This is a genomic window from Stygiolobus azoricus (genome assembly GCF_009729035.1).
GTDB classification, from domain to species: domain Archaea; phylum Thermoproteota; class Thermoprotei_A; order Sulfolobales; family Sulfolobaceae; genus Stygiolobus; species Stygiolobus azoricus.
In genome coordinates, this window is sequence record NZ_CP045483.1 from 1,412,640 (window position 1) to 1,425,681 (window position 13,042).

Here is a 13,042-nt window from a genome sequence, read left to right on the forward strand (position 1 = left end):
TATTATGAGAGCTTATGCGAGAGCCGAATGGGATCCTTTGAAAAAGGTTGCATTACATAAGCCGGGGCTGGAAGTCTTTTTCGGACTTTTGGATCCTGAGAAGTCGCTCTTCAAGAGGAGATTTGACTTCGTAAAGGCTAGAAAAGAGTACGAAGAGTTAATAGACGCGTTGAAGTCTGAGGGTGTGACTACTTTCAGAGTATTGAGGAGCATTATTAGGAGAGCGTTAAAAGACGAGAAATTTTATGAAAGGCTGAAGAAAGTAGTAGGGGTTGACGCAGACCCATGGTTTTTAGCAAAATTGTTAGTTCTCAGACCTAAGTTCATATCGACCGACGGTGAGATAAGAGTTGAGCTAATAAACCCCTTATCTAACCTGTACTTTATGAGGGATCAACAAATAACGACTAAGAACGGGGTTATCATAGGTAAGATGGCAAAACCTCAGAGGAGCGCTGAGACGGAGCTGGTGAAACTTTTCTGGGAGTCGATCTCCGTTAAGTATAAAGAAGTGAGTGAGGGACATCTAGAGGGGGGAGACTTCTACCCTATGGGTGACTTTTATTTAGTAGGGGTGGGTAACAGGAGTGACATGAATGGCGTTAAAGGACTAATAAATAGCGGTGAAGAAGTGGTAATAGTGAAAGAACCTATGTCAACAGAGTTCTTTCATCTAGACACGTATTTTAACGTAATATCTCGTGAGTTGGTGGTAGGAGTAAAACAACTAATGCAACACAGTACTGTTGAAGTTTATTCTGAAGGGAAGTTAGTAAGGAAAGGAGTAGATATGATAACATACCTGAAAGAGAAGGAGTTCAATATACACTTCGTAGATTTAGATGAGGCTAGAAAGTTCGCTACTAATTTCCTAACCCTGAGAGCTGGGAAAATACTCACCCCTTATGATTTGAAAATCCCTGGTGTTGACTCCGTTTTCGTTAACGTTGAAAACCTCACTGGAGGATTCGGTGGGATACATTGTATGACAGCTGTTATAGAAAGGGGATCAGGGTAAGAAATGATGTTTCTCATCCTCAATTATCTTTCCTATCTCACCCATAGGTTCGAAGTTCTTCAAATAAAAATCCAGTGCACCTGATTCTGCCTTATTCACAACGTAACGTATCGCTTTGTAACCAAGTAAAGCAGTGATGACTCCTACCACGTATAAAAGGTAGAAAACCGGCTTTTCCAACACACTTCTCCTATATTTCTTGAAATACTCCCAGTGAGACCTCTCGTTCTCGTAGGCAATTTTAAACCTCTCCTCTTTTCTAACGTTGTATATGCCTTTCGCTAGCCCTGTAGCACCTGCCTCTCCGAGGAGTGCAAGTAAGTACTTATCCACGATAATGAGATCTTACTGGGAATTTTAAAATGGTTGTGAGAGAAAAGAGAATTCAAATTTTTAAGGGAGCATCTACAAATTTAAGTCTTCTTAACCGAGGTGTATATCACAATTATGCCGATAAACGCAAGAATAGGAAAGATATCTAAAAATGAGGAAGAGTACTATTTCGCTTATGAGGGTGGAAAATGGAGGCAAGTTAAGCTCAAGGAAAAAGCATGGCACTCGCTGAAATCAGTTAAGTACGTTGAGGGGATTTTAGACGAGAAGGAAGGCGTGGTAATAAAAAGAGTTTACAAGAGGAGCGGGAAAGTCATATCTGTAGATTATTTCGTCAAGAGAGGAGATTCGTTAGAAGATCTTAATTGCATAAAAGGTACTGAATTCGAGGGAGAAACGATCGAAATCTTCAAAACTGATGACATTACAATTTACAGATACGCAGGGAATTATTTTGAAGATAAGACCTCTCTTGTGAAGTTCTTGACCCTACAAATCAGAAGGAGGGTGGAAGAGAAATTAGGAAGTGAGTTAATCTCACTAGATGCAAAGCTCAAAGGAGAGACCGATAAAGCTTATCTTCTCGTAATTAATGGGAAGGAAGTGTGGGTTCCCAAGAGCGTTGGTAAATACCTAGACGGTAAAGTAACTTTGCCCATCTGGTTTGTGAAAAACAATAACCTTGCTGATGTTAAGGATTATGAAGAAAGGGTTGATAACGAGGTTAGAAAGTATGAGGAAAAAATTGCCAGATTGGTATTTGAACTATAGTAAAAATAAAAGTGTTATAGAATAAGAAAGGAGAGAAGATATAACGCTATGCTCAAGGATATCAAGGTCATGGATAAGTTTATAGCCCATCTTCCTTCAAATCCCGGTAAATTAAGTTTGTGGAAAACCAAGTGAATGGCCCCAAATACGATTAACACCGTACCAATCGTTGTAAATATTATTCTTAAGAGTAATACCGAATCGATTATCATATATCTGACTCACATTTTATGCTTTAAAGCTTAATTGGAATTTTCAAATTAATTCTCTTAAATCATCTCTTACATCTTCCAGCCTCTTCAATATATTGTCTAGGTCACGTTTATCCAGATCCTCTCCGTTATAAGCTCTTTCTAACAAGTCATCTATATCGGATAATATATCCTGAAGTTCTTCTTTAGCTTTCTCTAGAGTCTCGACCTCTTCTTTATTAACCATAATTAAAAATTAATACTCCCCTTATTTAAAACAAACGTATGGTTAATCTATCCAAGAAGTTGGAGCCTAGGGAGGAATCGATTAGATCTTCACTTGTATACGCTCAGTCCCTCAGTTCAATCGCCCCACTTGGTTCCGTTTCGGCTTACCTAACGTACGCATTACAGAGTTCCTTAGCCTCAACATTCCTAGCGGGTATAATGGGGGCATTAATCTACTTCCTTTGGGTTCTAATTGGTTACAACTATTCAAAGGTCATAGCAACTACTGGTGGTACTTACGATTTCGCTAGGAGCGGAGGAGGTGAACTCTTAGGGAGAATTGCCGGATGGCTTTATTGGCTGAGCTACGGTGTATATCTCTCTTCAGCCTCAACCTATCTAGCTGGGATAGTTATACCCTCAGAATTTAACGTAAGTCCGGCGATTTTTGAGATCGCGATTCCCCTGCTATTAACACTTCTTCTACTAACGGGTATAAGACCACCACTGATCTATGCATTAATAACTTCAAGTATTGAAGTAGCGTTAATTTTCATACTGGGTATAAAAGTTCTATTACTCACTGGGGTATCAGCCCTTCCTCTATCACTAACTGTTCCTCCTGCTGACTTTTTCTCAGGGGCTCTGGCAGTTGGATTCACATTAGCTGGAGGAGGCGCCTCGTTCTTCTTGGGATATGAAGCTAAAGGTAAGGGAAAAACTGTAGGGAAGTCCTATATTATAGCCTACTGGGTTGCAGCTATAGCAGTGCTCTTCGCATCTTATTTTGAAATAGCCGCTGTAGGTTATAGTAACGTTGGTGTCTCTAATTTACTCCAAGTGACTCAATACCCAGGTTTTTACATAGCTCAGAAGTTCGTGGGAAGTACATTCGCATTGATATTCTTCATATTCACGATTAATAGCTTAATAGGCTCGGTTACAGCCGCTTATGTAGCCCTTTCAAGGCTAACTTATACTTTGGTTAAAAGGGATATGGTAGTGTCAATAGCAATACTAGCCTTCATGTTCACGTTAATAAACACGTATACTGCTGTTTCGCAGTCTTATGTTTTGGTGTATAATATCACTACTGAAGTTAGTTTGATAACGTTATACTCGTCGCATGTTATAATTTCCTCTGTATACCCGTTTTTCAAATGGAAGGTATTTAATAAGGTTACAGTTACTGATTTACTCCTTTCAATATTTTCTACCCTCCTTATGGGTTACGGTATTTTCAGTAATCTGATACAATCGACCTCTTTATACGGGTTAATTTCATTAATCATAGGTGTTATAATTGGATTTATACACTGGTGGTACAAACGATAGACGTAATTGAAAACTTGCTTAGGATGGGTAAACCTCTAACTGCATTGCGTTTTCTTAAACAGTTCGTGAAAGACAACTCAAAACTCATGAGAAATGATGAAGAGTGTGAGACTGTCAAAAAAATTGTGATGGCTTTTCCCTCGCTTAATGACGAGAGTTGGAGGTATTTCGTGCCCCAACCGCAAAAAGAAGAAATAGAATATTTAATACAGAAAGTTAAGGAATGTTTACCTATTTCATGATACGCAAAGTTTTTGAGGTATTTAATCAGCCTTTTATAATCATATTATAAGTGAATTTATAACTCACTTAATTCAAATTTTTACATAATGAAAACAGTAACAGAAAAAGTGGACGAAGCAAAGTGGAATATTAATCATTGGAAGCTGTTCATTTCTCTCAGCTTAGGCTATTTAATGTGGGGACTTATTACTTCAATCGCACCTTTAACATATAGCCTAGCTAAGGGAAACCCGATATACATAGCATTACCAGCTCTATATCCGTTAATAGGAACGTTATTACTACCTTATCTCTCAGACAAAGTTCTGGGGAGAAAGAAGACGTTTTACATTACTTTAATACTCTATTTAGCTGGTGCGCTTATTGTCTCTGCCACCGCTTATTATATATCCTCCTCTAGTGTTGCGTTTTTACCTTTAGTGCTTGTGGGACTTCTGTTAGCAAATATAGGCGTTGAAGGAGAAGTACCTACCGGACTTTCTTACGCAGCTGAGAACTTCCCCTTAAAGTGGAGGGAAAAGCTGTTGATTCTAATACCTAATTTTGATAATATCGGAATAACTGTTGCTGCATTGTTATCATTAATAGCCTTCTCACAGATATCTTCTCCTACGTTTGTAATGGAAGTATTAGGGTTTTCGGCGATACTGGTTAGCGTTTTCTTAATTTTAGTGAGATTTTCGTTACCGGAGTCAGTAAGATGGCTCGTAACTAAAGGTAAAGTGAATGAAGCCGAGAAAAATGCCGAATTGCTACTAACCAAAGGAGAGGACACAACAACTCCTATGAAAAATAACAGAGTCTATAAACTACCGTTAATAACAAGATATTTATTCCTTGTTATTTTAGGAGTATCCCAGTACCTTACTTTCGGTCTGATGGCATATACAATCGCAGATTATTACTTCTCTAACAACCAATATTATCTGTCCACGATAATATTTGTCGCTTCTCTAGCTACTGTATTAGCTGGTTTCTTGGCAGCATATATCGTGGATAAGATAAGAACTAGATTTTATGTGATGTTGTCTTATATTGGAGGTACTATTACTATGTTACCGATACTCGCACTAGTTATGATAGCGAGTAGTATTACTGGGACTTACCTAGTAATGTTTTACATCCTATTAGCACTAAACATGTTGTTCAGCGAGTTTGCATGGGGATCAAGGACAATATTGGAACCTCTTTTATTCCCTACACAAAATAGGGCTTTCCTGATAGGTCTTGTGAGGGCTATACCAATAGTTTCTTATGCAATATCAGTTTACCTAACTAGCAGTATTCCGTTAGTCAATTACGTCTTACTTAACCTTATACTTTGGGGAATGGGTGCCGTAGCTTCATTATGGTGGTTTTTCAGAGGCTATGATACAAATCTTGTCCCACTAGAGGAGATCACTACTGAAAACCTTTCTCAACAAGGTTAAAGCTGATTTTTTCCCACATACTTTTTCTTATTAAAGCTACAATGAGGACAGAAACTGACGTTAATAAGAACAAGACGCTAGTTAACAAGAATAGACCAGCTAAAATTGTCAGCGCTATAATTATATAATCAACAATTATAACCACTATCATACCGCTTCCTGCTCTGTAGTTGTAAACCTCACCTCTGAACTGTATCGGGTTCAGTTTACTCATAAGGATTGCTGTGACTAAGTACCCCGTCATTACGCCACTAAAAAGCGATATGCCTAGTGTACATCTCCCTAGTATAGAGTCTACAATTGCAAAGGGAAGTGAGAGGAAGGCAGTCTGCAGAGTCTTAATAATTATTTTTTCTGCTATTATTCTCCCTTGGTCTAAAGACATAAAGGTTAGCCAAGGTCTCTCTTGTGAAAGTGCATAAAGACCAGTAGTAGACAGAAAGGACACGATCAGGACATTAGGTGCTATAATCCCCGTGTAAAACGGTGGACGAAAAGTCATTTCTATAGACAGATATACCAAGGAGATGAGCGCTGAAATCCCTATTGCCTTATAGTAAGGGATGATGTAGAAGAATATCCTTCTCCCGGAAAAAGTAGAACCGTAACCCCAAACAAACTCATAATTGTTTAAGATTATATGAAGAACAGACTGTTTACCATTAATGAGACTGGTCCTTTTGGCTCTAACCTTGGACCCAGATAGTTGTAAGTCAGCATATCTAACAGAGTAATAAAGTATGAGCGCTGAAAGAATTAGGGAGCTTAGAATTCCGCTTAATAAGTGTCCAAATATTAACGCTGTCGGTGTAAGGTAGAAGTGAAAATAAGGTAACCAACTTAGAAAAACTAACGCAAAGATTATATAGAACTTGTTTCTTGCTAAGGTCAAGGAACTAACTGCTATTCCGAAAATTGAAAAAGAGATGAAAGCGATATAAGAGTACGGAGGGGGATAAAGCAAAATCATATAAGTACTGAGAACTATGAAGTAAGCTCCCCCGGTAAACATGCCTCCTACTACGTATAGAAGAGTTAATGTTGTAGTCTTTACTGGGGAGGTCAGTAAAAAGTCAAAGTCTGCCTTTTGGACTATTGAGGAAAATAAATTAAAGACTAAGAAGAACGTAACAAATTCTAGGACATTTATTTTTAGTTGGGGAAATAGATAGGTAACAAATACTATTTTTCCTATACTGAGGTAAAACAGCATCATTAAACCGGAAAATACAATAGTCAATATCACAAAGCTTTTGGTAAATCTGGATAAAATGAAGAATTTAAGAACATAAAAAAGGTAGGTTAAATTATTGTATTTCACAGATAGTTAAAGATTTCAGTGTAATTTATTTGTTTAGGAGAAATTATCATAGCTCCATAATCCACTCCGTTGGTTCCCTTTTCGATACCTATTATGACGTATACAGAATGTCCGTTATCTTTCTGTGCAGTAAATTCATAAACTACTGCCGTAGAGTTCTTTATTATAACCTTCCCCTCAACAATATACTTGTGGGTCTCGAACAGGAAGAAATGGAATAGATTTTCAAGCTTTGTAAAGTTTGCAGATGTTGAGTTAGCCTTTAGTATTATCATCTGTCCGTTGACAAACTCTTCAAAACTCGTGTTCTTTACATATCCTTGGAATACTAAACCACTTACTGGGGTAGGTAAAACCTTAGGAGAGTTATATAGAGAAATTATCATATTTACGGCTTCAGACGTAGATACGTTGTCATGAGTAAAATGCACGTAATGACCGTCGAAACCTATTGCAGTTTTGTTGGCGTAATAGTATATGAGGTTCTTATAAGAGCCTTGTTTGAACCCGTGTTGTGTTAAAGTCGAGTTTATATAATAAAATATTAGGGAAGCTTCCGGTCCTTCCACTTGAATATAACCTAGTACTCCTCTTGTGTCGTTGTATTCAAGTACGTGAATTACTCCCTCTCCAAATACGTTGGTGATATTACTCACATTGTAACCGTATGCCGAAATAAAGCTATTTAATGCGGAAATGTTGTATATATAGATTGTACCTATGTAGTGAGGATCTTCTAATAAAGTAGTTTGTTGTGAGCTAGACGCCAGGCTATGTGTTTCAAACATAAGGAAACCTAATACTGAGGCTAAAACTACAATTGCTATTAAAACTCCTTTAAATAACGCCTTCATGAGTTATTATGTAATCTGTGAAGATTAAAAACCTTTACCAAACGGCTTATTTCAAGAATATATTATGTCCTTAAATATCCTTTCTATCGTTCTAGGAGATATTGCTCTTCTAATTATCTCCCTTAAAGCCTTTTTCATTTCCTCTGACTTAGCTATATCTACCATAGAGTACTCCAGTCTTGGTGAGGTAACTATCTTGGACTGGACATCTGAAACTTCATCTTCATAGTTCTGGCTCTTTAGGTAATCAACAACCAAAGTCAATTTACTCTCTAACATTATGGGATCGTTTATTATGGATTGAAGATACTTAACGATCAAATCCTTTTTGTCAGATGCCTTTAGGTTAGTCTTATAAGTGTCACTGAAGTGTTTTGACAATATAGGGAAAGTAATGGTTATGAAGTACTGCTCTCCTCCTAGGCTCCATAGCCCTACTTTTTCTGCAATTTCATCTACTGACTGTATTAACGCATCTTTTATTGAAATAAGTGCTAAATCTAAGATTTCTTTCTCGGCATCAGCAGCATTCTCGGCGACTTCGGTCTGCTGAATTACGTTCTCTTTATAAAGTTGACCATATACCGATAAAGTTCCGAACTTCCACGTTGAGAAAGGACATATTGTCGCTACTTGCTTTTTGTTATAAGGGAATGGAAAACCCTGATAAGTAGTAAAAGTCAAACCAGCACACTCGTCATCATCACCTTTAATTCCTAATTTCTTAGCCCAACAACCAGTATGTATTTTTCCTTGGACTTTGTCCTTAATTACCTCATAAGCTAAAATCCCCTTTTGATCAGAAAACTTGTTGTAAACGTACAAACCCTCTGGACACATAAAGTATACGTTTATAGCCCCACTGTTGTTCTTTTCTTCAATAATTGACATAACTTTCTTCCTTGCTCCTTCCTCATCTCCTGCTAAATAGTCATCGAAGCCACAGCACCTTCCAGAGATTAGCCTAACTCTAGGAGAGAATTGTGCAGGGAGCTTATCTCCATTATCTAATAAGAACTGTAGGAACCCTCTCAACCCAATAGGATCATATTTAGCAGCACATCCCACAAATAGGAGAAATAGGGGTCTATTTCTATACTTCTCATTTAACTTCTTCTCAAGTGCTCTTATATCAGCCGTCACGTCAGATATCTCAATCGGAGGCTTAGTAGTTAGTGATACTTTGTTTATACCTTCAGTCATTAATTCACTAATAGGTATATTTACTGGACATACCTCCTCATCTTTAGTACAACCGAAACATGTTTCGAAGCTAGTCTCTTCAAATATAAGACGACCTATTCTACCCATGGGAGAAAAGACTGGGTTACCCGTTATTTTATATGCTAAACAAGCATCTAAACATAACCCACAATTTATACACTTTAACGAGTCTACGTATAATTTAGATATTTTAGTGTATTGCTTAGGTGTCTTTACTTTCTTTCTAACCTCTCTCAGAATTGATAATTCTAATTCTGTATATTCCCTTGGGCTGGGAAAAGGTTTTACATCTTTGTTTTTCAGCAGGAATTCAGAGATCTCCTCCAGATTATCAAACTTTGCGTTGCCTATAGTTACGTAATACTTCTCAGGCGAGTTATAACTTATAATGTAAGTCAAAACTTCCTCATAGTTCGGGATCGAAGGGATCTTATTTCTGGAAGCCGGAGGATATATAAGGATTAGAGGGAAATAATCCCTCTTAAAACTTCTTATTATTTGAGAATTAAAGTCACTAAGCAAAGTATAGGAATCTACTTTACCACCACTGCTTATACCCAAAAATTTTGCGTAGAATGAGGGCAAATAATACCTTTCCTTACCGTCCACAATTACGGCACTCCACGCATATTCTGTCTCCGCGTCTACTTCTATGACCTCTGGGTACTTAGCTGTCATTATAGTTGCTACAGTAGATCCAACAAGTTTGTATACTTCCTTTTTACCTCTCACAAAACCGAACTTATAACTACCGAATCCTGAACCGTTAGTCGATATAAACCCTCCTACTGTTCCCTTCAGGTAGAAGGGTGAAAGAACTGGTACATAGCCCGAAGGCTTTAACTCAGTCAACAATTCCTCGAATGTTAAACCCGGAGCTACATTATAGTATTTATAAACTGAAGAACCGTTCTGTTCCTTGCTCTCCTCTATCTTATTTCCATTACCTAAAAGGTTAGGGGATCTTACGTATTTGGCTCTAGCATATCTTATTAAGTCACCTGAGACAGAAGTAGCCTTGCCCACGTAAATTACTTGCTCAGTTTTATCGAGATACTTCTCTATTTTCTTAATGTCTATTGTAGTCAAAGCTCTACTAAAGAGTGATGCATCTGTAATTGTCATCGTTTCTTACCCTCTATAAGATTGATTATAAGATTTAGTTGTATGTATATAAATACCAGTGCTCATAAGTTTTTGTACAAATTGCACTTAGAAGTATCAATACCACTAAACGTTTCTGGAGTCTGGTATCCAGTTTATGATAACGATGTCTCAAAAAGCGGTTCAATAGGTCTTTCTTTAACGCTAGAACCAAAACTAGTTGTAACTGGAAGATTGAGTGACCGTGAAAAAATAATCATCATTAGAAGTGACGGTGAGGAATTGGAATTAAATGACTTCAAGAACTTACTTACATTAAAGAAGTTGGGTACGCTATCCCTAAACGTATACAGCGAAGTACCTTTGGGTTATGGTTACGGAATGAGTGGTGCAATAAGCTTAGGATATGCAATGATAGCTTATGAATTAGGATTAACAGATTTAAGGAAGGCATTGCTTACGGCTCACGAAAGCGAAGTTCTGTCAAAAAACGGTCTAGGTGACGTTATTTCTGAATATTACGGAGGCGGAATAATTTTCAGAAAAAAGCCTGGAGCACCTACTATAGGAGAAGTGGAAGTATTTACAGTTACGGATGACGTACAAATTTGTAGTTTGCCAGAATCACGACTTTCAACGAGCCTTCTCCTCAAGACCAACGAAAATGCGTTAAACTACATAAACCAGTTCCTCCTTAATCCTACTATCCACAACTTCTTCGAAGTAGCTAAGAAGTTCACAGAGGAATTAGGTTTTATCTCTCCATATAAAGGCTCATTTAAAAAGAAAGGCTTAATACTTAAACTAGGAGAGTGTGGAGAGGGATGGATAAAGCACAAGATAGCAAGGAGTGGAGTATCCGTTCGCTGATCCCAGAAAACCATCCCAGAAAAGAATCCCTCATAATAAGGGAAAAAATCGTAGAGGGATTAGAGGAAGGGTACGTAGCCCCACAAGGGCTGATAGCTCACGGAAGGGGGGAATGCTTCGATTATCTAATGGGGGAAAAGACACAACAATTTGCAATAGACGCGATCAAAGCCTCGGTGGCAACGCTTTTACTAGCTAAACACCCCGTGATATCGGTCAACGGAAATATGGCAGCTCTTGTACCAAAAGAGATTGTGGAGCTAGGAAAGGAAATAAACGCGAAAATTGAGGTAAACTTGTTCTACAGAACTGTTGAAAGAGAAAAGGCTATTGAAAAAGTTCTGAGAGAAGCAGGGGCTGATGAAGTTCTGGGAGTGGGTGAAGACGCCTCAGCCACAATACCTGAGTTATTCAGTGAAAGGAGAAGGGTAAGTCCGAGGGGGATATTAATTGCCGACGTAGTCTTACTAGCTCTAGAGGACGGTGACAGAACTGAAGCTTTAGTGAAGATGGGGAAAAAGGTAATAGCGATCGATCTAAATCCCCTGTCTAGGACTGCAAGAATGGCGTCGATAACTATTGTAGACAATGTAATAAGGGCTTTCCCACTCTTGATAAAATACGTGAGGATAATGAAGAGTTATAGCAGAGAGGCACTAGAGGAGATAGTTAAAAAATATGATAATAAGGCAGTACTAACTGCCTCCTTAAAGTTTATAGCTCAACGGTTATCTGAAATTTCCTTGTAGTTTTCTCTCGCTGGGAATTTACCGCTCTTTACATCACTTATGTATTCATTAACTGCCTTACCAATTATCTCTTTTAAATTCACATACGCCTTTGCGAAATAGGGTGAGAAGTCAGTAAAGCCCAATAGATCGTGAATAACAAGTATTTGACCATCACAATAAGGACCTGCACCAATACATATTGTAGGAACACTCACAGTTTCTGTGATCTTTTTTGCAACTTCGGCGTAAGTGTTTTCAATAACAATGGAAAACACACCTACATCTTCTAATGCTTTAGCATCCCTTATGAGCTGCTCTGCTTCATTCTCTCTTTTTCCTAAAGTTCTGAAACCTCCTATTCTCAGAAAACGCTGAGGAGTCAAACCTATATGTCCCATGACCGGGATTCCTGCCCTGATTATCGCCTTTATTACGTCAACAATTTCCTCTCCTCCTTCCAACTTAACGGCATCGGCCCCGTTTCTAGCCAATTCCCCCGCATTTCTTACCCCTTCAGTAACAGAGACCTCGTAGGAGAGAAAAGGCATGTCTGCAACAATTAACTGTTTAGGCTTAGCTCTGGCAACAGCTGATACGTGCCTTATCATATCCGACATTGTAACATTCAAAGTATTCTCGAACCCAAGAACTACCATCCCTAACGAGTCTCCTACAAGGATTCCATCTAAATCCGTGTTAGATATCACTTTCGCCGTCGGGTAGTCGTAAGCTGTGAGCATGGTTATCTTTTCTTTCCTCTCCTTCTTCTTCAGAAAATCCCTGATCGAAATCTTTGCCATAAATCCTCTTCCCTACTTTATAAGCTAAGGTTAATAACTTGTTAATCTGCTTTGCAATTCCTTGAGTCTCCTCATACTGAATAGCATCATCATATAATTGTGTTAATTGTTCTATTTCATCAAAGACTAACTTCCTGAAATTTTTCTTGTCTACCTCAGAAAGTACAGTTTTCCTAGAGTAGAATTCTAGCTTACGTTGAAGCTCCTTCGGATCAAGAGAGTAAAATTTTAGGAAGATAAGTCTAACCCTCGGGTCTTGTTGACCGGAATCAGAAAGCGCAAGAGAAACTTGTTCCTTGTCTAAGAACTTCCACCAGTGCTGATTGGAACTTTTGTATGTAGTTTCCGTTATACCAAAGTCCTTTTCTAAGCTTCGTAAGAGCATTTTAGGGTCAAAGTTATAACCCATGTCTATGAGTTTATCAACGACCCCTTTGTAACTGAAATCACCTAACTCTTTATTCTCATTCTCCTCGCTGTACTCCAATGCAGCCCTCAATACAGATTCTCCTCTCTCTCCGAACTTCAATAGGAACTCGGCAGTTCTGTCCCTAATACTCCCAGTAATCACAACTAATTTTATTCTAAC

15 protein-coding genes are annotated in these 13,042 nt (G+C 38.2%); 7 read left to right on the forward strand and 8 right to left on the reverse strand.

Translation table 11 applies throughout. From position 1 onward, the window contains the following. Positions 1-4 precede the first annotated feature (4 nt). Positions 5-1,018, forward strand: coding sequence for an arginine deiminase family protein (locus D1868_RS07740; protein WP_156007112.1), 1,014 nt, complete (start codon positions 5-7; stop codon positions 1,016-1,018). Here the strand turns inward: D1868_RS07740 and D1868_RS07745 are convergent. Beyond that, a complete protein-coding gene (locus tag D1868_RS07745; RefSeq protein ID WP_156007115.1) occupies positions 1,010-1,351 on the reverse strand; it encodes a ferritin family protein in 342 nt (113 codons plus the stop codon). The two genes, D1868_RS07740 and D1868_RS07745, sit on opposite strands and share 9 nt — an antisense overlap. Positions 1,352-1,465: 114 nt before the next feature. Here D1868_RS07745 and D1868_RS07750 point away from each other — a divergent pair, with 114 nt between their 5' ends. After that, positions 1,466-2,122: a hypothetical protein gene (locus tag D1868_RS07750; RefSeq protein ID WP_156007117.1), complete on the forward strand. Its 657-nt coding sequence runs from the start codon at positions 1,466-1,468 to the stop codon at positions 2,120-2,122. A 14-nt stretch (positions 2,123-2,136) separates the two neighbouring features. Here D1868_RS07750 and D1868_RS07755 read toward each other — a convergent pair whose 3' ends face one another. Continuing rightward, a complete protein-coding gene (locus tag D1868_RS07755) occupies positions 2,137-2,334 on the reverse strand; it encodes a hypothetical protein (RefSeq protein ID WP_156007119.1) in 198 nt (65 codons plus the stop codon). Positions 2,335-2,377: 43 nt separating this feature from the next. Further along, entirely contained in the window at positions 2,378-2,560 is a 183-nt protein-coding gene (locus D1868_RS07760) for a hypothetical protein (protein ID WP_156007121.1), read from the reverse strand. Positions 2,561-2,598: 38 nt separating this feature from the next. Here D1868_RS07760 and D1868_RS07765 point away from each other — a divergent pair, with 38 nt between their 5' ends. From D1868_RS07765 to D1868_RS07775, 3 genes are all read left to right on the forward strand, one after another. Further along, positions 2,599-3,876 (forward strand): APC family permease, encoded by a 1,278-nt coding sequence (locus tag D1868_RS07765; RefSeq protein ID WP_156007123.1) that lies wholly within the window; start codon positions 2,599-2,601, stop codon positions 3,874-3,876. Beyond that, positions 3,861-4,118, forward strand: a complete 258-nt coding sequence (locus tag D1868_RS07770; protein WP_156007125.1) for a hypothetical protein — start codon at positions 3,861-3,863, stop codon at positions 4,116-4,118. Before D1868_RS07765 ends, D1868_RS07770 begins: the two co-directional genes overlap by 16 nt. An 87-nt stretch (positions 4,119-4,205) precedes the next feature. After that, on the forward strand, positions 4,206-5,549 hold the full coding sequence (locus D1868_RS07775) for an MFS transporter (RefSeq protein ID WP_156007127.1): 1,344 nt from the start codon (positions 4,206-4,208) through the stop codon (positions 5,547-5,549). Here the strand turns inward: D1868_RS07775 and D1868_RS07780 are convergent. The 3 genes from D1868_RS07780 to D1868_RS07790 all read right to left on the reverse strand — a co-directional run bounded on the left by D1868_RS07780 (position 5,521) and on the right by D1868_RS07790 (position 10,073). Then, positions 5,521-6,765, reverse strand: a complete 1,245-nt coding sequence (locus D1868_RS07780) for a hypothetical protein (protein WP_156007130.1) — start codon at positions 6,763-6,765, stop codon at positions 5,521-5,523. The two genes, D1868_RS07775 and D1868_RS07780, sit on opposite strands and share 29 nt — an antisense overlap. A 101-nt stretch (positions 6,766-6,866) precedes the next feature. Next, on the reverse strand, positions 6,867-7,724 hold the full coding sequence (locus D1868_RS07785) for a hypothetical protein (protein ID WP_156007133.1): 858 nt from the start codon (positions 7,722-7,724) through the stop codon (positions 6,867-6,869). 51 nt (positions 7,725-7,775) lie between these two features. Then, positions 7,776-10,073: a 4Fe-4S dicluster domain-containing protein gene (locus D1868_RS07790; protein ID WP_156007136.1), complete on the reverse strand. Its 2,298-nt coding sequence runs from the start codon at positions 10,071-10,073 to the stop codon at positions 7,776-7,778. A gap of 42 nt (positions 10,074-10,115) precedes the next feature. On the opposite strand from D1868_RS07790, the gene D1868_RS07795 reads away from it, so the two are divergent. Then, the gene (locus D1868_RS07795; protein WP_231112344.1) at positions 10,116-10,922 is read left to right on the forward strand and encodes a GHMP family kinase ATP-binding protein; all 807 of its coding nucleotides are present in this window, start codon (positions 10,116-10,118) and stop codon (positions 10,920-10,922) included. After that, the gene (locus D1868_RS07800; protein WP_156007138.1) at positions 10,877-11,671 is read left to right on the forward strand and encodes a 4-phosphopantoate--beta-alanine ligase; all 795 of its coding nucleotides are present in this window, start codon (positions 10,877-10,879) and stop codon (positions 11,669-11,671) included. The genes D1868_RS07795 and D1868_RS07800 overlap by 46 nt, the downstream gene beginning before the upstream one ends. Here D1868_RS07800 and panB read toward each other — a convergent pair. Further along, complete coding sequence (gene panB, locus D1868_RS07805; RefSeq protein WP_156007141.1) at positions 11,644-12,453, reverse strand: 3-methyl-2-oxobutanoate hydroxymethyltransferase; 810 nt, start codon at positions 12,451-12,453, stop codon at positions 11,644-11,646. The two genes, D1868_RS07800 and panB, sit on opposite strands and share 28 nt — an antisense overlap. After that, the gene (locus D1868_RS07810; protein WP_156007144.1) at positions 12,350-13,024 is read right to left on the reverse strand and encodes a hypothetical protein; all 675 of its coding nucleotides are present in this window, start codon (positions 13,022-13,024) and stop codon (positions 12,350-12,352) included. Before D1868_RS07810 ends, panB begins: the two co-directional genes overlap by 104 nt. Positions 13,025-13,042: the final 18 nt, after the last annotated feature.

Coding starts and splice junctions, on each gene's coding strand:
- D1868_RS07780 (WP_156007130.1), bottom strand. CDS start 6,765: ATGATGCTGTTTTACCTCAGTATAGGAAAAATAGTATTTGTTACCTAT.
- D1868_RS07765 (WP_156007123.1), top strand. CDS start 2,599: ATGGTTAATCTATCCAAGAAGTTGGAGCCTAGGGAGGAATCGATTAGA.
- D1868_RS07740 (WP_156007112.1), top strand. CDS start 5: ATGAGAGCTTATGCGAGAGCCGAATGGGATCCTTTGAAAAAGGTTGCA.
- D1868_RS07760 (WP_156007121.1), bottom strand. CDS start 2,560: ATGGTTAATAAAGAAGAGGTCGAGACTCTAGAGAAAGCTAAAGAAGAA.
- D1868_RS07750 (WP_156007117.1), top strand. CDS start 1,466: ATGCCGATAAACGCAAGAATAGGAAAGATATCTAAAAATGAGGAAGAG.
- D1868_RS07795 (WP_231112344.1), top strand. CDS start 10,116: ATGTATATAAATACCAGTGCTCATAAGTTTTTGTACAAATTGCACTTA.
- D1868_RS07800 (WP_156007138.1), top strand. CDS start 10,877: ATGGATAAAGCACAAGATAGCAAGGAGTGGAGTATCCGTTCGCTGATC.
- D1868_RS07790 (WP_156007136.1), bottom strand. CDS start 10,073: ATGACAATTACAGATGCATCACTCTTTAGTAGAGCTTTGACTACAATA.
- panB (WP_156007141.1), bottom strand. CDS start 12,453: ATGGCAAAGATTTCGATCAGGGATTTTCTGAAGAAGAAGGAGAGGAAA.
- D1868_RS07785 (WP_156007133.1), bottom strand. CDS start 7,724: ATGAAGGCGTTATTTAAAGGAGTTTTAATAGCAATTGTAGTTTTAGCC.
- D1868_RS07775 (WP_156007127.1), top strand. CDS start 4,206: ATGAAAACAGTAACAGAAAAAGTGGACGAAGCAAAGTGGAATATTAAT.
- D1868_RS07755 (WP_156007119.1), bottom strand. CDS start 2,334: ATGATAATCGATTCGGTATTACTCTTAAGAATAATATTTACAACGATT.